Source organism: Nostoc sp. MS1, assembly GCF_019976755.1.
Classification (GTDB): Bacteria; Cyanobacteriota; Cyanobacteriia; order Cyanobacteriales; family Nostocaceae; genus Trichormus.
Genome location: NZ_AP023443.1, coordinates 232156 through 254462, shown reverse-complemented (window position 1 = coordinate 254462; position 22307 = coordinate 232156). Strand labels below are relative to the sequence as shown.

At 36.6% G+C, this 22307-nt stretch carries 19 protein-coding genes and 1 pseudogene; 16 read left to right on the top strand and 4 right to left on the bottom strand.

The features are described 5' to 3' along the window. Positions 1-46: 46 nt before the first annotated feature. The 12 genes and pseudogenes from NSMS1_RS33615 to NSMS1_RS33565 all read left to right on the top strand — a co-directional run bounded on the left by NSMS1_RS33615 (position 47) and on the right by NSMS1_RS33565 (position 17036). On the top strand, positions 47-562 hold the full coding sequence (locus NSMS1_RS33615; RefSeq protein WP_224095807.1) for a helix-turn-helix domain-containing protein: 516 nt from the start codon (positions 47-49) through the stop codon (positions 560-562). Positions 563-685: 123 nt separating this feature from the next. Further along, the gene (locus tag NSMS1_RS33610; protein ID WP_224095806.1) at positions 686-1729 is read left to right on the top strand and encodes a hypothetical protein; all 1044 of its coding nucleotides are present in this window, start codon (positions 686-688) and stop codon (positions 1727-1729) included. Positions 1730-1927: 198 nt separating this feature from the next. Beyond that, positions 1928-2176 (top strand): helix-turn-helix domain-containing protein, encoded by a 249-nt coding sequence (locus NSMS1_RS33605; protein ID WP_224095805.1) that lies wholly within the window; start codon positions 1928-1930, stop codon positions 2174-2176. Positions 2177-2274: 98 nt separating this feature from the next. Next, positions 2275-5409, top strand: coding sequence for a type ISP restriction/modification enzyme (locus NSMS1_RS33600; RefSeq protein WP_224095804.1), 3135 nt, complete (start codon positions 2275-2277; stop codon positions 5407-5409). A 194-nt stretch (positions 5410-5603) separates the two neighbouring features. Further along, a complete protein-coding gene (locus NSMS1_RS33595) occupies positions 5604-7094 on the top strand; it encodes an ISLre2 family transposase (protein ID WP_224095587.1) in 1491 nt (496 codons plus the stop codon). Between the two features lie 356 nt (positions 7095-7450). Beyond that, positions 7451-9877, top strand: a pseudogene (locus NSMS1_RS33590) (helicase); the annotation flags it as partial. Positions 9878-10081: 204 nt separating this feature from the next. Next, on the top strand, positions 10082-11572 hold the full coding sequence (locus NSMS1_RS33585) for an ISLre2 family transposase (protein WP_224095587.1): 1491 nt from the start codon (positions 10082-10084) through the stop codon (positions 11570-11572). A 259-nt stretch (positions 11573-11831) separates the two neighbouring features. Then, the gene (locus tag NSMS1_RS33580; RefSeq protein ID WP_224095803.1) at positions 11832-13697 is read left to right on the top strand and encodes a helicase-related protein; all 1866 of its coding nucleotides are present in this window, start codon (positions 11832-11834) and stop codon (positions 13695-13697) included. Between the two features lie 208 nt (positions 13698-13905). Next, entirely contained in the window at positions 13906-14511 is a 606-nt protein-coding gene (locus NSMS1_RS33575) for a hypothetical protein (protein WP_224095802.1), read from the top strand. Between the two features lie 69 nt (positions 14512-14580). Beyond that, positions 14581-14814 (top strand): hypothetical protein, encoded by a 234-nt coding sequence (locus NSMS1_RS33570; protein ID WP_224095801.1) that lies wholly within the window; start codon positions 14581-14583, stop codon positions 14812-14814. Positions 14815-14828: 14 nt separating this feature from the next. Continuing rightward, positions 14829-14957 carry a hypothetical protein gene (locus tag NSMS1_RS35245; RefSeq protein WP_263432614.1) on the top strand — a complete coding sequence of 43 codons (129 nt, stop codon included), beginning with the start codon at positions 14829-14831 and terminating at the stop codon, positions 14955-14957. Positions 14958-14984: 27 nt separating this feature from the next. Then, positions 14985-17036, top strand: a complete 2052-nt coding sequence (locus NSMS1_RS33565; RefSeq protein ID WP_224095800.1) for an NERD domain-containing protein — start codon at positions 14985-14987, stop codon at positions 17034-17036. A 20-nt stretch (positions 17037-17056) separates the two neighbouring features. Here the strand turns inward: NSMS1_RS33565 and NSMS1_RS33560 are convergent, their stop codons facing one another. Beyond that, on the bottom strand, positions 17057-17338 hold the full coding sequence (locus tag NSMS1_RS33560) for an HAD family acid phosphatase (RefSeq protein WP_411908707.1): 282 nt from the start codon (positions 17336-17338) through the stop codon (positions 17057-17059). Positions 17339-17449: 111 nt separating this feature from the next. Here NSMS1_RS33560 and NSMS1_RS33555 point away from each other — a divergent pair, with 111 nt between their 5' ends. Next, positions 17450-17899: a hypothetical protein gene (locus tag NSMS1_RS33555; RefSeq protein ID WP_224095799.1), complete on the top strand. Its 450-nt coding sequence runs from the start codon at positions 17450-17452 to the stop codon at positions 17897-17899. Here NSMS1_RS33555 and NSMS1_RS33550 read toward each other — a convergent pair. Beyond that, the gene (locus NSMS1_RS33550; RefSeq protein ID WP_224095798.1) at positions 17894-18529 is read right to left on the bottom strand and encodes a type I restriction enzyme HsdR N-terminal domain-containing protein; all 636 of its coding nucleotides are present in this window, start codon (positions 18527-18529) and stop codon (positions 17894-17896) included. The genes NSMS1_RS33555 and NSMS1_RS33550 overlap by 6 nt on opposite strands. Positions 18530-18862: 333 nt before the next feature. Here NSMS1_RS33550 and NSMS1_RS33545 point away from each other — a divergent pair, with 333 nt between their 5' ends. The 3 genes from NSMS1_RS33545 to NSMS1_RS33535 all read left to right on the top strand — a co-directional run bounded on the left by NSMS1_RS33545 (position 18863) and on the right by NSMS1_RS33535 (position 20326). Then, positions 18863-19024 (top strand): CopG family transcriptional regulator, encoded by a 162-nt coding sequence (locus NSMS1_RS33545; RefSeq protein ID WP_224095797.1) that lies wholly within the window; start codon positions 18863-18865, stop codon positions 19022-19024. 125 nt (positions 19025-19149) lie between these two features. Further along, positions 19150-19464, top strand: a complete 315-nt coding sequence (locus tag NSMS1_RS33540) for a hypothetical protein (protein WP_224095796.1) — start codon at positions 19150-19152, stop codon at positions 19462-19464. A gap of 115 nt (positions 19465-19579) precedes the next feature. Next, entirely contained in the window at positions 19580-20326 is a 747-nt protein-coding gene (locus NSMS1_RS33535) for a thermonuclease family protein (protein ID WP_224095795.1), read from the top strand. A 217-nt stretch (positions 20327-20543) separates the two neighbouring features. On the opposite strand, the gene NSMS1_RS33530 is transcribed toward NSMS1_RS33535, so the two are convergent. Together NSMS1_RS33530 and NSMS1_RS33525 are read right to left on the bottom strand one after the other, a co-directional pair. Next, positions 20544-21611, bottom strand: a complete 1068-nt coding sequence (locus NSMS1_RS33530; RefSeq protein ID WP_224095794.1) for a pentapeptide repeat-containing protein — start codon at positions 21609-21611, stop codon at positions 20544-20546. A gap of 380 nt (positions 21612-21991) precedes the next feature. Continuing rightward, positions 21992-22291 carry a hypothetical protein gene (locus tag NSMS1_RS33525; RefSeq protein ID WP_224095793.1) on the bottom strand — a complete coding sequence of 100 codons (300 nt, stop codon included), beginning with the start codon at positions 22289-22291 and terminating at the stop codon, positions 21992-21994. Positions 22292-22307: the final 16 nt, after the last annotated feature.

Here is a 22307-nt window from a genome sequence, read left to right as displayed (position 1 = left end):
CGTAAATAGTTTTACTATTTAATCATTATTAAACGTAAAAGGTTTTATGCTAGCCGTAGATAATTTTGATGTTTTAAGCCTGCCATTTATGGCAATCGAAGACCTAGCCAACTTACCTCAAACTCCATGTGTCTACTTGGTTGTTAACAGCCAAGGTAAAGTTTTGTATGTTGGCAAGTCAGAAAACCTCAGACGAAAATGGAAGTCTCATTACAAACTGTCCAGTTTGATTGAAGAGTCAGGAATTAAAATCTCTTACATTGAAGTGCATGAAGATTTATTGTTTAAGCTTGAAAAGGCATTAATTAATGCGCTGAATCCTCCGCTCAATGACTATGAGCCACCTAAAGGTATTGCTAGTCTTCGCCAAAAAGCAGGTTTAACACAACGGCAGTTAGCTGACATAGTGGGAGTTACTGAAACAACTGTTCGTAATTGGGAAAATAACCGTAGTGGAGTTGAGTGGTTCGAGAGGGTAGCGAAATTGTGTGAAGCTTTACAATGCACACCTAATGATTTGTTTGGTTATCAACAAATGGCAGACAACAAAGAAGATGCTTGATTTTAAATCCATGAGTTCACTTAAAAACTTGCATTTAAACTGTCAAAAAAAGCATCAATACAGACAAAATTTATTTGTAGTTGGCTCTAAGCAAATACCACTGAATTAAAAGAGGTGGACGCAATGAACACCCCACCCCGTAAGCGCAAGAAAGCCACCTCTGCGTCATCTATCAATCCAGAATCAGCAAACTCAGATATCTCAACAGAAGATCCCGCTTCAGCAACGATTGACGTGGTGGCGGTTGAAGTTCCTGAATTGACACTAGAAGAACAAAGCGATCGCCTTTTGCTTGAGCGCAAGGTGGAACGGGCGTTTTTTGAAGCGGGGAAGGCACTTATGGAACTGCGCGATCGCCGTCTCTATCGCTCAACCCACCGCACGTTTGAGGAGTATTGCCGCTCTCGGTTTGGATACACTCACCGCCGTGTGAACTATCTGATTGCGGGTTCTGTAGTATTTGACAACATAATAAAGGGAACAAATTGTTCCCAAAACGAGGGGGAAGGTGAAACGGGAACAAATTGTTCCCAAACTGAAGTAGATGAAATAGGAATAAATTGTTCTCAAAATGAGGGGGAAAGTGAAACGGGAACAAATTGTTCCCAAAACGAAAAACTGGATGAAACCAAAACTAACAGATCACGAGTCCTGCCAACTAACGAGGGGCAAGTTCGGCCATTAGCCAAGCTAGAACCCCAGGTGCAACGAGAGGTGTGGCAAAAGGCAGTAGAGGAAGCTGGCGGTAAAGTTCCCACCGCCAGAATCGTAACTGATGTAGTGCAACGCATTATGGAAAGTACCAGAGTCCCCAACACCTACCAGATTGGGGAGGTATGCCAAATCTTAGCAAAGGGCAATCCAGAACTTAAGGGGATGGGAGGCTGTTGGGCGATTGTTACTTACGTCGGTGAATTTAGCTGCACTGTCAGGACTTGGAACGGCGAATTGACGGTTGGGGTGCAGCATCTCGAATCCTGCGAATATTTACCTGCGGAATGTCAGCAGGTGCAGGTGATGTGCGATCGCATTTCACGGGTGTACTCCAGTGAGTTAGAGGAGTCGGTGCAGAGGTTTTTAGAGTCTCTGGGGAAGTTGAACCGGGCTTATCTGACGGCACTGGAGGAAAAAGTGTTGAGTGTGCTAGAGTCAGAAACTAGCCGCTAATGTAATAAAGAAACAATACAGTAATGCTGCAAGTAATTTGATATTACATAGTTACTTAACATTTTTAGCATTGAAGCAAATCTTTTTACATAAAAATCTTGCGTATATATACTGTTAGATCCATAGGTTGAAATGGAATAATATGTAACCAAGATATAGCACTTGCTACTTAAGCTAGTGAATCAATTTTAAATCTAAATGGCTATTAAAAAACCCTTGGCTATTAACCAGCCAGAGGTAGGGCAGTTTATTCGTGAACTGCGGCTTATGGCTGGGCTTACGCAAGAACAATTTGCCACCTATTTAGGTGTTAAATATTGCACAATCAATCGTTGGGAAAATGGTCATAATAATCCCTCTCCACTAGCAATGGAAAAGATTTCTTCTTTGTTAGAGGAGATAGGAAATAGAGGGCAGAATTTGCTAGCCAAATATTTGCCAAATTGATACTTATTTATTTTTGTGTGAGCAATGCCTGTGATGGAGCGATGGTCGTAGATCATCGCAGATTTGACGTGACTATTAAAGATTCAAGAGGGGCATGAATGGTTTTCACTAAAGAACAATTGCAGAATGTAATAGGTGGTACAGATATAAATCGTGTTGAAGCATTGCGGCAGATGTTAGGATATCCGGTGAAAGAGCGTGACCCTCTTGGTTCTCGGTTTTGGTATTTGCGCCCAGGTGCGGATGAGGAAGAAGCAGAGGAGACTTGCCCAATTGCTGTTGGCTTTTACGATGAATTATCAGGGGCAACAGACCAAGAAATCAAAAGATTTTTGACCTCAAAAGAACAGCAACAAGAAATTTACGGGCATTACACAAACCGAGTTGCTGAACAGCAACCAGTGATGTATTTGCTGCTGCCAACTGAAGAAGCGACAGGTCGAGTACCGTTGGTGCTGCCAAATGAAGGAGGGTTGCGCCAACGCCAAATCCAAACTTTTGATTGGCATGAACCTCAACTAATAGCACGATTAAACCGCTTAAAACAGGAGGAACTACCCATCGCGGCTAAGGGATTACGTTCGGTTCCTTTAGTAGAGTGGGTTTTCTATGAACCAATTAAGACGGCGAAGGAACTAGCACAATTGTTAGCTGAAGCAGCTCGTCGGATTGAGCAGGCAATTCCTTTGGTCTATAAAAAAGAAAAAGCTGATGGGTATTTACACAACCTATTGAAGAGTTTTCAACGGGAGCTACTGCCCACACTGCAATTGACTTCAGATAACGAAAAAGATTACAGTTTTGCTGATATTTACGCTCAAACGATTGCTTATGCACTGTTTACAGCAAAGGTATTCAGCTATGTGAAGGATAAACGCGAGGGACGCGAGAAGGAAACACATTTTGACCGTGAATCTGCTTGGCAACAGTTACCAGAAACTAACCCGTTTCTTCGTAAGCTATTTCAAGATGTGTCAGAGCGTCAGCCAGAAGAATTGGGAGATGAGTTAATAGGTGTGATCGCAGATATCTTTGGCATTCTTCGCGCTGCCAAGATGGATGCAATTCTCTCGGACTTCCAGTTGAAAATGAACCGAGAAGATATTGTAATACGGTTCTATGAGGATTTTTTGACAGCCTATAAGCCACAAATGCGAGAAAGTCGGGGTGTTTATTACACACCTGAGCCTGTTGTTTCTTACATGGTGCGTTCTGTAGATATTTTGCTGAAGGAAAAGTTTTATAAGCCCTTGGGTTTGGCAGACCCAGAAGTAATGGTTCTTGATCCAGCTTGTGGAACTGCTAGTTTTTTAGTTTATATATTCCGCTTAATTTATGAACGGTTTCATGATATTGAATACCGAGAGTTTTTTAAAATAAAAGTTGGTGATATATCCTGGTCACAGTATGTAGAAAATCATTTACTAACTCGGATTTATGGTTTTGAGTTATTAATGGCCCCCTATGCTATTGCCCACTTAAAAATAAGTTTATTTTTAGAAGAAACTGGTTATAAATTTGATAGCGGTAAACGCTTAGAAATCATATTAACCAATACTTTAGATGTACCAGAACGTAAATCAGAAGTTTTACTAGGAGAGTATATTTCAGAAGAATCAGATCGCTCTGTTGCTATTAAACGTGACCAACCTGTGATGTTGGTAATTGGAAATCCACCTTACTCGTATGAGTCAGAAAATACGGGTGAATGGATAACCTCTTTAGTTCGTGATTACTATCAAGTTGATGGTCAAGCTTTAGGTGAAAGAAATCCAAAGGGTTTACAAGATGATTATGTTAAATTTATCCGTTTTGCTCAATGGAAGATAGAAAAGACTGGTCAGGGTATATTAGCTTTTATTACTAATAACGGTTTTCTTGATAATCCAACTTTTAGAGGAATGCGACAACAACTAATTAAAAGCTTCGATACATTACACGTCTATGATTTACACGGAAATAGCAAGAAACAAGAAAAACAACCTGACGGCTCACCTGATATAAATGTATTTGATATACAACAGGGTACTAGCGTAACTTTTGGAATAAAAGGAACAGACAAAAAAAGTTTGCACTGCCATTTATGGGGAAGTAGAGAATATAAATATAAACTTTTATCAAAAAATAACATTAATTCAACTGACTGGACAAATATACAGCCATACTCACCATTCTATCTTTTGAATCCTCAAGATGTCAGCTTACTATCCGAATACCAATCAACCTGGAAGATAAAGGATATAATGCTAGTAAATTCTACGGGAATAAAAACTCATAGAGACCATTTTGCGATAGATTTTGAGCAACAAGAACTATATAATCGTATACAAGATTTTAAAAATATTTTAATTTCTGATGCAACAATTGCTATCAAGTACAATCTGTCTGATACAAGAGATTGGAAAATAAATCAAAGAAGAAAATCTTTATCATCGAAATCAGAATGGAAGGAACATTTTACTAAATGTTTATATCGCCCTTTTGATATCAGAGCTTATTATCATCATGAAGATGTAGTAGAGCTTCCAAGGCTTGAAATTATGCGTCATTTATTATCAGGGAAAAATATCTGTTTAGGTTTAGGTCGTCAAGGTAATGCCGTGAGTGACCCAGAATGGGCATTGATTACAGTATCTTATAGTCCCGTTGATACAAATATATTTAGGCGCGGTGGAGTCAACATATTTCCCCTTTACCTCTATCCCAATCCAAATAATCCCAAAGAATTAGACGAACCAGTTCGCTCCAATTTTTCCCCCGCATTCCTCAAAGACATAACCGCAAAACTTGGCTACACCCCCACGCCAGAAGACATCTTCTACTACATATACGCCATCTTCCACTCACCCACCTACCGCACCCGCTACGCTGAATTTCTCAAAATTGACTTCCCCCGCGTCCCCCTCACCAGCAATAATCAACTCTTCACCCAACTAGCAGAATATGGCGAAGAATTAGTAGCACTCCATTTAATGAAATCTAACAAGTTAAATAACCTCATCACACAATTTACAGAAAATGGTGGTAGTCAAATAGTTGATGCAGGACACCCAAAATATACCAACGGTGTTGTCATTATTAACAAAAAAGGAGACAAATTTACAGGCGTACCAGAATCAATGTGGAACTTCTACATAGGTGGTTATCAAGTCTGTCAAAAATGGCTTAAAGACCGTAAAGGACGCACTCTCACCCCTGATGATATCCAACATGGGAGCAACGCGATTTGGTGAGGTGGGATCAAAAACCAGCGATCGCTAACAACTTTCTTCAGTACTAAAAAATATTTCTTATATTAGAAGCCGTATTAATACGTAAGCTATCAACCAATTTCAAGTCTGGTGATGTGTGCAAAAATTTATAAAGGTCAAAAACAAGGTAGGATTCCGGTTAAGTAATCTTTCCAGAGTTTTAACGTCTACCTTTTATGGCAAAAAATATAAGTGCAACTCTTGATTTAAACAAGTCAGTTAAAAGTTTTCACTTACAGGTCACAAAACTTTTAGAATTTACAAATATCACAGAGTGGGATGGAAAAAAGCTGAGAGAACGAGAAAAAGAAATTAGAGAACAGGCAATGATTTTAGCAGGTCAATGTATAGCTGTTTTATTATATAATCTTTCCGTATCCCCAAAAATCCTAAACTATTCTGTTAGTCAAACACAGGGATGGAGAAATTTAAATACACAAAAACATGGTTCTAAAAAGCGAAAAATAGTAACAATTGGAAACGTCGAAGTAACTTTAACTTTACCTTATGTACTTGAACGGAATCCCACAAGTAAAGAATCTGATAATCCTCTGCTCAATGAGCCAAAAATAAAAACTTCAAATCAAGGATTTTGTCCGTTTTTAAAGTGGCTAGGGATGTCTGAAGGTATTACCCCTCTAGTCTGGTCAATAATCGCAAAATATGGTGCGATCGCTAGTTCTTTCGATGCAGCACGTTCGACGCTAACGGATTGGGGAATAAATGTTAGTTTAAAACGAATCGAACGCCTGACTTACCTTTTTGGTGAAATTGGTATTAATCTACGCCAATCAAAAATATTAAATCTGGAGATGAACCACTTATCTAATAGTAATGTTCTCAAAGGCCAACGAGTTGTAATCGCTGTAGATGGTGGAAGAACTAAAATTAGGTTTAATAAAAAAGGTAGACGCAGTAAGAAAACAAACCGTCATGGCTTTGTTGGTGAATGGATGGAGCCAAAGTTACTAACAATTTATGTAGTAAATGAAGAAGGTAAAAAAATTAGGACATCGACAATACCTATTACGAATGATGGCACATATTCAGGTTATAAAGAATTCCTCAAAATTTTAGAGATGTATTTAGTAAATTTGGGTATAAGTGAAGCCAAGCAGGTGTTATTGATTGCTGATGGTGCAGAGTGGATATGGATACACATTCCTCTTTTACTAAAAAAATTAAAATGCCCACTTGAAACTTATCAATTATTAGACTTTTATCACGCAGCATCACATTTACAAGATTTTGCTGATGCCGCTTTTAGTACAGATAATGAGCGTCAATCCTGGTTTAAAAAATCTCGGAAAATTTTAAAGAAAGGTCAGGCACTAGATTTAATGAGAAATATGGGTGAATTTATTTCCGAGGCAACAGGAGAGCGCTGTAAAATTATGGTAAGAGAGCGAAATTATATTTTAAAAGCGTATAGAAGGAGGCTTTTAAAATATAACGAAGTTGCAGCTCGAAAATTACCTCTCGGTAGTGGTGCAGTTGAAAGTTTAATTCGTCAAGTTGTTAATTTACGCATGAAAGGAAACAGTAAGTTTTGGTTACAAAATAATGCAGAAATTATGTTACATCTGCGTTGTCAATGGATAGCTAAAAGTTGGGATAATTTTTGTGATTCTATCTTTAATTCTTTTATCAAACCCCAAACTGGTTGATAAATTTTATACTTTAATTCTGCCTTCAATTTATTTTCTGCCGTAATTGATACTAAGTATCAAAGACTTGTTGCAGAGATTTTTGGAAATAATCCTCAAATGACTTGCTAGCAATCTTTTTGAGATATCTCATCAAGATGATTTTTCGTGTAAATCAATATTTTATTTGTAAATAAAATCACTATTAAATTAAGTATGATTTTTAGCGATCGCTTGATTTTGATCCGACTTCACAAAATCGCGTTGCTCCCTCCAACATTACCAGCGTATTGTTGTAGCCCTCAAAGAAACCATTGAACTAATGGCAAAGATTGACGCAGTAATTCCAGCTTGGCCTATTCAGTGAGTTATTAACCATGCTTGAAAACTTTATCCAAGACCTAATTCGCAAACAACGCCCTTACTATCTAATCCAGGGTTATCCCATAAAAGGTGTTGATAATCAATACTGGCTTGTTTTCAAACATCGTGATGCCGATAGTCTACTAAAAACAGTTGTGAAGTTCTTACGTATTGGCGAAAAACAAGCTACTTATAAAATACTACGCATAGATCCAAAAACCGCTAAAATCTTTGAATACACTCCACTCAAGGATGGAAATGTACCCAGCGTTTCTTTATTACGTACGAGTAATTTAAGTGTTATTGAAAACTTCCTCCATAAAGAAAGCGAAACTAAAGAAAAAGCTTTACTCGCTGGGAGCTTTTTAGAAATCAACGGTCGTCGTCGTAAATTTAACTTACCAGATGAATTAGACAAGTATCATCCCTTTATCTGCAAGATTTTAGAACGTACACAAGTTTATCGCCGCTCTACAGCTTACTTTGATAGCGGTGTACTTAAGCTTTATGAAGAACCTCTAGCTTCAATTGTGCAGACAGAAGGTCAGATTCGCTTGTTAATGGACTGGCAGGGATTTACGAAGCAAGCAGATATTCAAGAACTTGAAAAACTACAAGACCCTGTTTACCGCGCCCAATTTGCTCATCTTAGTCTAGGCGAATTTCTTCAAGGCTTAGAGGATAGTGCTTTTAGTGGTACGGAAATTTTGGCAGAGTTAATTCGTCTCAATTTTCTGCAAATAAAGCTTGTCAAGATGGATTCTGGACGAGCTATTTATCACAAGAAAACTGGTATTCTGAGCGATCAGTTAGAAAATCACATCCTGCATGAAGGTTCAGATAATTTTACTCGTGCTGCACATTCTAAAAATGCTGAGAGCGTAACTTTTCTCTATTCTTGGGATTCTCCATTAGATGCAGAGGCTATATCTGAGAGTATTGTTCAGTTTGATGCAGAATGGCAACGAGATGATATTTCCTTTGATCTGAGTCAAGAATTTTTACAACAGGTATTAGCAGAACGAGATCGCCGAGCCGAACTAAAACGTCCAATTATTGAGTTTATTAATCCCGATGAGTTTACCCCTGGAGGAACAACCCAAATTGAAATTACAGGGCAAAACTTAGACAAAGTAGAGAACATCGAGATTATAGATGATGAATTGATCAAAATTATCATCGATAGCCAAGATTCTGAACGCATTGTTGGTCAAGTTGAGGTAGACCCAGAACACCCACCGACTAAGTTAACTGATTTTCAAATTACAACGGATGATGGCGTTTATCACAATAGTCCAGATAATCCCCCATCAGTTACCAAGTCTTTAGAGATACCTGATTTCAATGAAATTGAAGGATTTAGACAAGCTGTAGAAATAATTCTGGCTGGTAATCACGGTACACCTAATGATTTTCTTTATTGGTTAGCGCAGCAACGCCCCCGTCAGTTCCGGGTTGAACGTAGTGATCTACTAGATGAATTATTGAATCAAGGAATATTGTTTGAACACCAAAAATCTGGAGCGCAACATTGCCTAAGAGTAATGCAGGATTTTGGTATTGCTGTTTGTGCGGATGCTGTAGGACTAGGTAAGACCCGATTGGCTGCTACAGTTTCCCGGTTATACCGTCAGCAGAAGGGTCAAGCAAAGATTGCAATTATTGCTGCAAAGAAACTTTTCCCCAACTGGGAACGAGAAATGGCTGAACTTGGTTTTAAATCAGGTGATTATGAACTTTACAATAAAAACCTGATGAGCCGTAAAGGTAGTAACTTCTTGGCAGATTTTAACCGTTATGGTGGCCCTGACTTAGTTATTATTGATGAAGCTCACGAAGGCATCCGTAATTATAAAAACCGTATTCATAAAACCTGTGCAGCGATTCAAGAAAGCGATCGCAAGTCTAAAAGGCAACGTCATTTTCTACTATTGACCGCTACACCTTGGAACAATCGTCGGGAAGACATTTATAACATCCTGTCACCCTTTATTAGCCGTCCCGAAGGATTCAATGATTTAAAATTCCCTGTAGAAGTCGCCCAATGGTTTCAAAATCGAGAAATTGGGGTAGAAAACTTTACAGACAATACAGAACTATTCCGGCGTACCTACCGCGAACTGTTTTTGCAACGCACCCGCCAAATGCTACGAGAAGCTACCCCAGATTTAAACTTATATGCAAAACGTATAGCAGAATGGTTGCCTGTGCATTTTGAACCGAGTACAGAAGAAGCTCTTGAGCAGATTTTTACCCAATTTGAAACCAATCTATTCATCCCTTTTGCTGATCCAATCCGTTATTTAACAGGTAGTGTTGAACAACGAAGTTTGTTAGGCAACCAACGCCGATTTTTCTTGCAACGGGCTGAATCTAGTATGTATGCTCTGAGCCGGACAATCAAAAACTTTGGTGATCGCATTAAGCAAAGGGAGCAACGCGATTTGGTGAGGTGGGATCAAAAACCAGCGATCGCTAACAACTTTCTTCAGTACTAAAAAATATTTCTTATATTAGAAGCCGTATTAATACGTAAGCTATCAACCAATTTCAAGTCTGGTGATGTGTGCAAAAATTTATAAAGGTCAAAAACAAGGTAGGATTCCGGTTAAGTAATCTTTCCAGAGTTTTAACGTCTACCTTTTATGGCAAAAAATATAAGTGCAACTCTTGATTTAAACAAGTCAGTTAAAAGTTTTCACTTACAGGTCACAAAACTTTTAGAATTTACAAATATCACAGAGTGGGATGGAAAAAAGCTGAGAGAACGAGAAAAAGAAATTAGAGAACAGGCAATGATTTTAGCAGGTCAATGTATAGCTGTTTTATTATATAATCTTTCCGTATCCCCAAAAATCCTAAACTATTCTGTTAGTCAAACACAGGGATGGAGAAATTTAAATACACAAAAACATGGTTCTAAAAAGCGAAAAATAGTAACAATTGGAAACGTCGAAGTAACTTTAACTTTACCTTATGTACTTGAACGGAATCCCACAAGTAAAGAATCTGATAATCCTCTGCTCAATGAGCCAAAAATAAAAACTTCAAATCAAGGATTTTGTCCGTTTTTAAAGTGGCTAGGGATGTCTGAAGGTATTACCCCTCTAGTCTGGTCAATAATCGCAAAATATGGTGCGATCGCTAGTTCTTTCGATGCAGCACGTTCGACGCTAACGGATTGGGGAATAAATGTTAGTTTAAAACGAATCGAACGCCTGACTTACCTTTTTGGTGAAATTGGTATTAATCTACGCCAATCAAAAATATTAAATCTGGAGATGAACCACTTATCTAATAGTAATGTTCTCAAAGGCCAACGAGTTGTAATCGCTGTAGATGGTGGAAGAACTAAAATTAGGTTTAATAAAAAAGGTAGACGCAGTAAGAAAACAAACCGTCATGGCTTTGTTGGTGAATGGATGGAGCCAAAGTTACTAACAATTTATGTAGTAAATGAAGAAGGTAAAAAAATTAGGACATCGACAATACCTATTACGAATGATGGCACATATTCAGGTTATAAAGAATTCCTCAAAATTTTAGAGATGTATTTAGTAAATTTGGGTATAAGTGAAGCCAAGCAGGTGTTATTGATTGCTGATGGTGCAGAGTGGATATGGATACACATTCCTCTTTTACTAAAAAAATTAAAATGCCCACTTGAAACTTATCAATTATTAGACTTTTATCACGCAGCATCACATTTACAAGATTTTGCTGATGCCGCTTTTAGTACAGATAATGAGCGTCAATCCTGGTTTAAAAAATCTCGGAAAATTTTAAAGAAAGGTCAGGCACTAGATTTAATGAGAAATATGGGTGAATTTATTTCCGAGGCAACAGGAGAGCGCTGTAAAATTATGGTAAGAGAGCGAAATTATATTTTAAAAGCGTATAGAAGGAGGCTTTTAAAATATAACGAAGTTGCAGCTCGAAAATTACCTCTCGGTAGTGGTGCAGTTGAAAGTTTAATTCGTCAAGTTGTTAATTTACGCATGAAAGGAAACAGTAAGTTTTGGTTACAAAATAATGCAGAAATTATGTTACATCTGCGTTGTCAATGGATAGCTAAAAGTTGGGATAATTTTTGTGATTCTATCTTTAATTCTTTTATCAAACCCCAAACTGGTTGATAAATTTTATACTTTAATTCTGCCTTCAATTTATTTTCTGCCGTAATTGATACTAAGTATCAAAGACTTGTTGCAGAGATTTTTGGAAATAATCCTCAAATGACTTGCTAGCAATCTTTTTGAGATATCTCATCAAGATGATTTTTCGTGTAAATCAATATTTTATTTGTAAATAAAATCACTATTAAATTAAGTATGATTTTTAGCGATCGCTTGATTTTGATCCGACTTCACAAAATCGCGTTGCTCCCTTAAGCAAATGCAATACCGTCTAGAATTAGTTTCTCCTGATGCAGATGGTTTAAAAGAGTTTTTGCTAATTCATTACAATTTTGAATCGGATAAAAAAGATAACTTACAAAATTTCTTTGATGACTACGAACGTGAAAGCTCCGATGAAGACTATGAAGAGGCAGAAGAGGATGAAGATGAAAACGAAGCAGAACAGCAACAAAAACGTCAACAGCTAAAAAGTTCTATTGATAAGGCTACAGATGCCTTACGAAATAATCCTAGCAATGCTCAAAAGATTTATGAACGTATGTTGGCTGATTGTAAACGTGATTTACATCAGCTAGAGCAAATACAAAATCTCTTAGTAGATGAGTTTTTAGTTGACCACAAACGTAAGCAAGTTACTCAAAAAGTTCGAGAACTGGTAAGCCAGGGGCATAAGGTACTGCTAATCTCTACCTTTAGCGACACAGTAATTGATTACTACCGCTACATGGCTCGTGATAGTGCGATCGCATCTAAAGGTATTGGCATGGTAATTGGGTCTACTAAATTGTATTATGCCAGTGGTGCAGACAAACCACAAAAAGTTAACCCTACCCAAGTCTTACAACCAAATCGTCATCAAGCTAACCTAAATCGTCAAGAGATATTTCGATTGTTCGCTCCGGCTGCCACCTGCAAAAATCCAACAGATAGACCGAAATCTGAGGAAGAAATTGCTGTGCTTATTGGATCAGAAACATTATCGGTAGGTCAAAATCTTCAGGATGCTGATTACTTAATAAACATTGACTTGCCCTGGAATCCTATGATTCTAGAACAGCGTATTGGGCGGATTGACAGACCCAAGCAGCATAAAGCTAAAAACATCTCTATTTACTATGCAAATAGTGAAAGCCAATTACTACGGCAAGCATCTCGTCTATCAAACTTGAATAAAAAACTGGTAGGAGACTTAGCCCAAAATGGAGGAGGCATCGCTAGTATAGAGCCAGATCCGAACCCTAATCCTAACATTCCTACTATTTCTAATATAAACGCATTAGGGGCATCTATTTATGGAGATACATTATTTGATGATGAAATTTTACCTGGCTATATAGATTTTCTCCAAAGTTTAGTGAAAGCTAGAAAAATGGAGCAGGGTAATTTACAAGAAGATGCTTATAAGAAACAAGAAACTAATCGTGACCTTTATACTCAAAACGAGATTCTTCATAGTGAGGAACTCAGTAAATTGCTCAAAGACTTAGGTGAGGATTACCAAGCTAATCCAATAGCTGTAGGTCGTTTGACTGGTGAAAAGGATGAACCTACTGGATTAGTAGCTTTGACACTCCAATACTTCGGGCCAAATGGTGAAGTAATATCTGAAAAACAACAGACTTTATTTTGGAATGACCAAACAGGAGAAAATGATGGTTATGGTATGGCGATCGCTACAGCTATTAAAACACCTATAGCTAGTAATATATTTTCTACAAGGTATTTACTGTCATGCGCCCAAACTATTTATGACGAGTTGGTCAGATTAAAACAACAACTCAGTATAGAACTAGAACAGACAGAAACGTTAGAAAATCTTACTATTACCTCTGAGCGTCTTACTAAAATTCAGCGTCGGCTGAGTGCGCTTGATAGCTTTCCATCTGGTTTAGATAGATCAATGGTTAAGGGTGCATTAAAAAAATTAAATAGTTGGAAAGAAATGAAGCCTGTGCAAAAGCTTTTAAAAGAATACACAGATGGTATTAAAGCTAGTTTAGATGATGAGAATTTTGTTATCGAGTTAGTGCAAGATACAGACAAGCTTAATTTAATTTTTTCAGAGGGAATTAAACCAACTAGTATAAAAGTTTCTCTTGCTGCTTTTTTACTAAAAGCATAATTTAAAGTAATTTCTTAAAATTAAGTATGAAGTGTGAATGAGCCATAAAATTTAATTAATACAAATATATGTAATATAACAAATGTCTGATAAATCAGTTTATCACATTAGAAAATATAAGTTATTTGTACTAATTAGCTTAGATTAATAATTTGTTAAGTTACATCTGAAACCAAATATTACACAAATTTGTAAACTTCTAAAAAATATGAATAGCTCAAATTTAAAACCCTTATTTACATCTTATGGATATGAGCTTGCTTTCATACTTCAATTGGGTGGTTACTATCTTGAAAATTTGTATAAAAATAACGACCGAGTTTTCTTCTCAGAATGGTCAAATAAAGTTAATGAAGCTATAACTTATAAGTTAGATGATAAACAGTTGAGATGGCTTTGGAAAACGATTACTACTGAACCACTAGTGCAAAAACATTTTCAAAAAGGAAAATTAATTTCTTATAATGAAGAATTAAAGCTAAGAAAAGTTCGTATTCCCGTTTTGCCTAAAGGAGAAGTAATTGCTATTTTTTTAAGGAATTATCTTAAAGAAGAAAACCCTATTGCAGATATTGAATCACTGCCTCATCCGGACGGTAAAGTCATACTTAATAGTAATTTGGAAATGCAGCCTGGAAAAGATGGTTTCTTCGAGTGTTGCGAAGTTGAAGCCGAACTTAATTTTCAAGTAAATCAAATTCAATCTATTGAACAAGAAGCAAAGTTTTTAGAATTAAGTAGCTCAGTGTTAAAAATTATCGCTATGGCAAGGCAGGAGGCAGGAGGCAGAAGGCAGGAGGGAAGAGGGTTATAGCCTTGTTTACCTTTCTTAACTTAGCTTTGTTTTTTCCCACCGACTTACTTAGATATAAAAAACATTAAATTGGAGGGAAGATTACTCATAATTAGAGTTGACAGTTTAAATCATGCTTATAAGCTTATTGACAGAAGAATTTGCCAAGACAAGGGAAAAAATAAAAAAAGTCCAGGAGGTTCTATTTACCTTGGTAATTTAGCCTGGGTTAATACTTATAAATATGTTTCACTTGGAAAAGTTAAGTTTGATGTTGAACAAGGAAAGTGGAAGATTCCAGGTGAGCAAAATTTATCTGAATAAAAAGCTACCAAACAATGACCTACTGGCTATTTCAAGTCAACCCCAAGTATTACCGCATCATTGATGGCATCCGCGACTCCCTTGCAGATGCCAAGGCTTGTCACATGCTATGTCTTTGTAAGGGTACATGGAAAAGCAGTTGATAAAGTTATTAAAATATTGAATTTGTTATGAAATATAAAAAGCTAGATTTTAAAATATTAACTAAAATTAGTTTAGGCTTTTTTAAAGTGGTGATTACAAGCTCAGTAGCTTTTTCAGCCTCTACATTTTTAAATTTTGCTAGTTATAAAAGCTATTGGAATGGCACTATATTTGCAGTTCAAACAGTTGACTTTAATATTTTATCTCATACTTTGCCTACTAAATTATCTTATGCCCTGCAAAGAAAAAATATAGATGAGGTACAAAATACACTCAACAGTAATTTTGGTTTGTTTGGTATAGTAATTACAAATTGCAAAACTAAAAATAAAGAATGTCCTAACCAAAAAATTTTATATTCTTCTAAATCTAGACGCGATTGGGAAAAACAATTAGATACTAAAGATTTATTTCAGCATCCTTACGATTTACTAAGAAGCCCAATACCACTAAATACGGAAAATAAATATACTAGCACTCGTGCAACAGAAAGAAGAAGCACTGGTAAAAAGAATTCTGGAAGAATTATTGGAAGAGTTTATTATGTCCGAGGTATTCCTCCTGAATTTCAACAAGATTATTGGCGTTGGTTACAAAATCCTTTAAGTACCAGTGGAGCGCATAAGTATTATTTTTTAACTACTTCTGTATTTTTATTTGGAGGATTTACTGTTTTATCTATTATAGAATTTTTACTTTACAAGAGGCATAAAAATCAGGAACAGTTAAAACAGGAAGTAAAATTATTGCAATATCAACTCAATGGAGAACAACGTACTAAGGCTCTTCTACAATCTGAAATACAAGAGTTAAATACAGATTTAGAAAGAAAGAAGAAAGAACTTAGCTTAAAGAATGAAGAACAATTTTTATTAGAAACTCATATACAAGATTTACAGGATCAAACTAAGTTAAATCAAGAGACTATTAGTTTATTACAAACTCAACTTGAACAGGTAAAATTACTTACTGAATCTGATGAGAATGCGATAGCTCAACTGGAGAAAGAAATTGCTGATAAACAGCAAAAAGATGTGGAGATTGATTTAGTTGCTCAAATGCAGCAGGAATTAGAACATTTATATCAGCAAAGAGATAAAAATTATCAGAAGTTTAATCTTTTAAGAGACAAACTTAAAGATTTATCTTTGCAAAAGAAATTAGATGAAGAATATATTAGTGATTTAGAGCTACAATTAGCAGATGTACAGCAGGAAAAAGAAATATATAATCAATCTTATAATGAACTTAAGCAACAAATATCAGAAGTAGAAGCACAAAAATTAAAAGCTGAAGATTTAGTTAGTCAAGTACAAGAAGAATTACAGCTAATCAATCAGCAAAATAAAAATCAACTTGATGTGAATAATTCACTTTCTCTATATGTTACCCAATTAGGCGAGGAGTTAAATCAAGAACGTAGACTCAGACAAAGAGAAGAACAACTTGTTAGAGAACTTAAAAAGCAATTAGAAGAATATTATCAACAAGACGAAGAAGATAATTTATTTGAAAAAGAGATAAAACAATATTTGCTTGATAATATAACTCCTTTATTTCCCGATTCTAGAATTTTAACTTCTTTTGATGTTGCGTCAGGTGTACAGGCTAGTAGAGTAGTTGATATAATTATTATATTAAATTCTTATTGCGTAATTACAATAGAAGCTAAAAGTTATAAAGGGCAAATTAGGTCTGATGGTTATGCTAGAAATAATAAATGGTATTGCTATTTAAACAATAATAAAAAAATTTCAATAAAAAGTGCTAGTTTTACCAACCCTTATACACAAATATTAAAATACTCACAAACTATCGGTAAAAAATTAGATTACTGTAATAAGAAATACGCGAAAGTTAATGTTTATGGATTAATTGTTTTTCCACAAAAAGCAAATATCTCTCAAATTAAAAATATGTTTGGCAGTTATTACGAAGTTATAAATATCAATGATTTGATAACTGTTTTGCAATCATTAAAAGATAGCAAAAATGGTTTAGGCTCACGGTATCAAGCCTTGTCTACACAACAAATAGAAAATATACTACGTGGTAAAATAATAATTCAAAATAATTGATTTAATTCAGTTAAACCAGTTTAGTAAGCACTATTGTCAAGAACTGTCTCATCAATATCAACAATCACTGTTGGTTGGTGTACTCTTTTGGCTTGATCAAAGACAATTTTGGCGATGTTAAATGCTTGGTAAGTAAGTGCTTGATACTCTCCCGATTGCTGTACCCAGTTAATAGCCAGTACAGACTGTTCATTTAGCTGTGCGTTAGTTATCTCTGCGGTATCTTGCTTAAGTCCTACAAGAAGCAGGCTTGAAGTGAGTAATGTAGGAAAAGCAATCAGCTTCAAATATGGATGATACATTTTATTTGCGTGATCCTTGAGTTAGTTGAGTGGGTATCTGCTATTAGCGAATTGATCTGTACACTTATAGCACACTGAGAATAAATGTCACTCCATTGAATTAGCTGGGCGATGCTGTCCGTTCACATCCTGGTGATCGCACACGACTTAGGGTTCATTGCGCTCTACCAAATGGGAATTATAGAAGTAGTTAAATTTGCGATCGCCATGAAGTTCTTGAATTTCCTCAAACCCAAACCAGCACAACCGACGATTGAAAGCTATGGGCAAGCCAGTAGTGGGCTTGAGCAGCAGCAGATCCAGTCAATAATGGAATGGTTATTTGCAAGTCTTTTGAATGCTGGGTATTCTGGCAAGTCGCATATCATCTGGCATAACAGCGATGAACTAGAACCCAGCTTGGAGCAAATGGTTAAGAAAGCAATGCGCCGGGGTGAGCCAGTTTTTCTGTATCGTTGTGGTGGTAGTAGTTCGCCATTGCCAGAAGGGCTTTACTGGCGGATGATGGGCGAACACCCGTCAATGCGGATTTATCAGTTAGAGAGTAAAGAAGAATTATAATTTTGTAATGATTTTCCCTAAGTGCTTGAGTATTCTTAAAACCCCAGATAAATTGTTAAGATGCTGAGAGCGTGTAGCAAATAAATCAGAAGTAGCATACTGTTTACTTAAGGTTTTAACAAACAAAAAGCTACTACCGTTGGTGATCATGCCGTACAAGGGTTGTTCTGGATGGGGATGAACGGCCATATAAGCTAATGTTTGGGGAATTGCTAACTCTACATCAAAGGTGGTTTTCTTTGATTCAATTAAGATAATCCATAATCGACCTTGCAAAACTAAGACATCAATTCTTCCCCGTAAAATTTCTTCATTATCGCCTTGTGCTTCAATCTCAACGGATACTTCGGTTTGAAATCTGTATGGTGCTTGATAAAAACTTGCAAGTTCCAGTAGTGGAGATAGCACAACCATTTTGACAGTTTCTTCTAAGAGAGGGCCATAAGAGATTTGATAAAGATAATTTTGTCGAACTTGATCTAATCGTGCCTGTTCTGCTTCACTTAATGCAGGTAAATCTGCCATCCACTCAGTAAAAAATTGGCCATTTTCACTTAGTGTTAATCCCAGTTTCTCCTGGACTTGGCGAAGGGTGGTAATTTTTTCTGCAATAGCTATGCTTGTGGTCATGGTTAAATTTACAATACTTGCATATTACTAAGTTAACTCAAGCCATCACAGAATTTTCTTAGTTATACGGTTGGTAAGCTGCTATTCACTGTGTATTTTTGCTGAATGCTTAATTACCGAAAGCTTTTTAGCTTATATTATATTCACAATTTTTGTTTTTAAAGCATCTAAACTTCACACTATAAAATTCATTTAAGCACTTTATGACAAGTTTAGATATAAGTGCAGTTTCTTAATAGCTTCTTAAAGCTAATTTGGTTAAATATATACTGGTAGCAACAGCTTGAATGATTGATATTAGAGAAGTAATTTCAAGTAAAGCTAATTTAACTAATGAATAAGAAATGGGCTGCTAAACGTATGACAGTTAATCTCTCATCAAGTGAAGCCGAAAGATTGGAAAAATACTGTTCAACTACAGGACGACCAGCAACAGATGTAATTCGAGAGTTAATCCGCTCTTTGCCGACTGAAGAAATACCGAATGCAGATTGAAAGCTTGAAAGAATAATTAGGTTTAGCTTAATTTACTTACATTATCTATGGGATTAATTTTTTTATTTATTTTAATCATTTGGGCAATCGTAAATTTTGTAGGCTTATGCTCAGTTGTCATATCCATGATTCAGTGTCGGACTGTACCAGGATACCGGAACATTGCAATTATAGGAGGAGTTCTCATTCCCGCAGCACTTTTATTTTTAACCTTTTTGGATATTTTAAGCAATAAACCTGCTCCTAGTCCAACCTACGATATCCAGCTAATAGCAACTATCGTCTGGTCTAAAACATTTTTAGTTTGCTTTTTAGGCGCTTGTGTAACTGCGGTTATTAGCTTTCCTAAACCCTATGCTATTCGCCGTTATTCAGCACTCGCTTGGGGTTTTCTGATTACATCCCTTTGTGCTTGTGCATTTGTATTTGTAAAATTTTAATGGTAAGAATTTTCAATTAAAGCAATAGTTTCGAGTGAAAACTTGTGAGTGCGATCGCATTCATAGCTTAATTACTTAGATAAAATTAAATCTTTCAGGATAAAAATACAGACAAATGGATTTACTCGAACTAATTTTAGTGCTAGGTACAGTAATTGGAATTGTAGATGGACAAACGATTGAGGTTAAGGATAATGCCGGGCAAAAAATTACAGTCACTTTAGCGTGCATAAATGTACCAAAAGCAACTGACCAAGGTTATCTAGCAACGACACAAAGACTAAAACAGCTACTACCACTTCAAAGCCCCATAGTGATTAGAACTACAGAACAACAAAGAACTGAGCGTACAGTTGGTGAGGTGTATGTGGATAATCGCTCAGTAAATCTGCTTTTGGTAGAATCAGGTAATGCTGTTGTCGATAGAGAAACTATACAAGATTGCTCCGAGAACAAAACCCGATATTTAATTGCACAAGCGAATGCTAAAAATAAACATTTGGGATTGTGGCAGCAATCAAATAGCAGAGTAAATTCATCAAAAACATTTACTTTGCGTGGAAAATTAATTTATGAACAAATTTCTGCTGTGATGTCAGCTAGAGCTTACCGGGGAGAGGAATTTTTCTTACTTGCCAACACTACAAACCAAAGTCGATTGGTTTTACGTCCATCTAATCAAGTTTCTCGGACTCAATTGCAATCATTTCAGAACCAAATTGTTGAGATGACAGTGGTATATGTTGAAGGGACTCGCCCAAAGCTGGAGGAAAGAGCTTGCCCCATTGATGTTGATGGTCAATGTATGCCTCAAGGTGCTGGTTATCAAGTTTTATCTATAGTGCGATTGAAGTCCCACTAGTTAAGTGATTGCCATCTGATATTAAGTCAGGATAACTTGTTCAACAAGCTATTACTAGGGGAAAATTAAAACAATACCTTCAATGGGTTGAGTGAACATATCTGAGATCAACTGCTTGGCTGTAGCTAACTTTTGTTCTGCCAAGCAGAGCGCGTTTGTCCCAATCCGAAGGTTGTTTTGTGACCTGTCCCTCAGTATGGGGCAAGCCTAAGCAGATTTAATCAATAGAACTACGTCTAGCACGGTCTAGTTCTTTGGTATTGTCAAAGCAAGTACGAGTCAAAGTAGCTTTTGTGAAATCTGCACTTTTAAGGCTAGCTTCTGTAAAATTAGCTTCAGTTAAATCGGCACTACGGAAACTTGTGCCTTTAAAAGCTGCAAAAGAGATTATTATGTTACGAATCAAAGTATATCTATAATTTCCTTTCAATGCTTGCAAACTGGTAATAATGCTTAACACTTCTAAGAGAATGGCTACAGAGCCGAACCTCTTAGAAGTGAGGAAAGTGCTAGGTTCAGCAAAGGCTAAATTAGTAACAAAGGCAGTAGCTGTAGGTTCAGCTAAAACTAAGGTTAAGGAGAAGGCGTTTATTAAGGCTAAGGTAACGGCTATAGCTAAGGCCCTGCTGGAAGTGACGGCGAAGGCTAGGGCAAAGGCAAAGGTTAAGGCAGTAAAGACAGCAATAGAAACCGCAAAAACGATGATTAAGGCTGCGATAACGTTGAAAGTTCCGATGAAGGAGAAGGCTAAGACGACAACTAAGGCAACAGCAACGACAATAGCTAAGACTCTAGCTTTGATAATTGTGAAAGCTAAGGTGACAGTGAAGAAAATAATTAAGGCGGCGGCGGAGCTTTTTCCAGCGATGACGAATAAGGTTAAGACTCCAGCGAAGAGGCTGACTAAGCTTTCCGCAACGGCTCTAGCAGAATTTAACCTTTGGCGACTAATTATAACTATAAACACAACAATTACTACTATTAAAGTAGTCCAGCCGAAAACTTGATTGGGTAAATTTGAACTATTAAATATAGAACTTATTAATGCTCCAACAAAAGCCGAAGGAAATCCTGCCAATCCGCATATCAAACAACAAATAAGCACCAAAAACGTTGCCCACCGCTTCTGCAATCCAGCTTGAGCATAACTGAAGTTTGCACCTTTTAAGTTAGCACCAGTAAAATCAGTTCCCCGGATATCTGCCCGACTGAAGTTCGCACCCTCAAGGTTCTGACCTTGAAATGAGCTACCTCTAATATTCTGTCCCGAATAATCTCGTAGCATGGTTGAAATGGAAAATGGGGTTGAAATTTTAGATGAAGCATTCGTAAGAATTAACCACTCAGATCCCAAGGCATAGTAAACAATTCCTTAACTGTAGTACAAATATAGTTATAGTGACTGCTAAATATTAATCAGTTAAAAAAGCTCTGTTTTATGTAGCACCTGTTATTTCTTTACAAATATTGAACAAAAGATCATTTGGCTTCAGTACTCGCTAATCATGAATTATGTTCATTATCTCAAGTGTAGACCAGAAGAAGTCAAATCCCCGCAACAGGAGTTTACTGCCTTACTATCTCTATTTTTCAGTAATACTTTCACCCCTGACTGGACGCGAACATCCTGACGATATGAAATTTCCTATAGGTTAAGGGGCGGTGCTACGATTGCTCTCGTCCGAATTTACTGACATAAACAATAAAAGTGGTTTGAGCTAATAAAGTTCCGAGCGCTGCACCTGTAAATGCTACCTGAGCTTGAAAACGGTGAAGCTCATCAAGTTTTGGGGTTTCGATAAATGCTACCTCCTGTCGTTCTTGTCGTAACAGATGGAATTGCCATCTTGCTGCTTCTGGGTGAAGAGAAAAACTCAGAGGTAAGCTGAGAATATAACCAAGACCTGTAAATACTAAAGCTGTAGGAATAGTCAGCTTTAAGTTCTGAAATAGTAACCAACCCATATAAAAAATTATTTAA

Coding starts and splice junctions, on each gene's coding strand:
- NSMS1_RS33580 (WP_224095803.1), top strand. CDS start 11,832: ATGCAATACCGTCTAGAATTAGTTTCTCCTGATGCAGATGGTTTAAAA.
- NSMS1_RS33615 (WP_224095807.1), top strand. CDS start 47: ATGCTAGCCGTAGATAATTTTGATGTTTTAAGCCTGCCATTTATGGCA.
- NSMS1_RS33610 (WP_224095806.1), top strand. CDS start 686: ATGAACACCCCACCCCGTAAGCGCAAGAAAGCCACCTCTGCGTCATCT.
- NSMS1_RS33560 (WP_411908707.1), bottom strand. CDS start 17,338: ATGTATCATCCATATTTGAAGCTGATTGCTTTTCCTACATTACTCACT.
- NSMS1_RS33555 (WP_224095799.1), top strand. CDS start 17,450: ATGCTGTCCGTTCACATCCTGGTGATCGCACACGACTTAGGGTTCATT.
- NSMS1_RS33540 (WP_224095796.1), top strand. CDS start 19,150: ATGATTCAGTGTCGGACTGTACCAGGATACCGGAACATTGCAATTATA.
- NSMS1_RS33585 (WP_224095587.1), top strand. CDS start 10,082: ATGGCAAAAAATATAAGTGCAACTCTTGATTTAAACAAGTCAGTTAAA.
- NSMS1_RS33550 (WP_224095798.1), bottom strand. CDS start 18,529: ATGACCACAAGCATAGCTATTGCAGAAAAAATTACCACCCTTCGCCAA.
- NSMS1_RS33530 (WP_224095794.1), bottom strand. CDS start 21,611: ATGCTACGAGATTATTCGGGACAGAATATTAGAGGTAGCTCATTTCAA.
- NSMS1_RS35245 (WP_263432614.1), top strand. CDS start 14,829: ATGACCTACTGGCTATTTCAAGTCAACCCCAAGTATTACCGCATCATT.
- NSMS1_RS33525 (WP_224095793.1), bottom strand. CDS start 22,291: ATGGGTTGGTTACTATTTCAGAACTTAAAGCTGACTATTCCTACAGCT.
- NSMS1_RS33545 (WP_224095797.1), top strand. CDS start 18,863: ATGAATAAGAAATGGGCTGCTAAACGTATGACAGTTAATCTCTCATCA.
- NSMS1_RS33565 (WP_224095800.1), top strand. CDS start 14,985: ATGAAATATAAAAAGCTAGATTTTAAAATATTAACTAAAATTAGTTTA.
- NSMS1_RS33595 (WP_224095587.1), top strand. CDS start 5,604: ATGGCAAAAAATATAAGTGCAACTCTTGATTTAAACAAGTCAGTTAAA.
- NSMS1_RS33600 (WP_224095804.1), top strand. CDS start 2,275: ATGGTTTTCACTAAAGAACAATTGCAGAATGTAATAGGTGGTACAGAT.
- NSMS1_RS33535 (WP_224095795.1), top strand. CDS start 19,580: ATGGATTTACTCGAACTAATTTTAGTGCTAGGTACAGTAATTGGAATT.
- NSMS1_RS33605 (WP_224095805.1), top strand. CDS start 1,928: ATGGCTATTAAAAAACCCTTGGCTATTAACCAGCCAGAGGTAGGGCAG.
- NSMS1_RS33575 (WP_224095802.1), top strand. CDS start 13,906: ATGAATAGCTCAAATTTAAAACCCTTATTTACATCTTATGGATATGAG.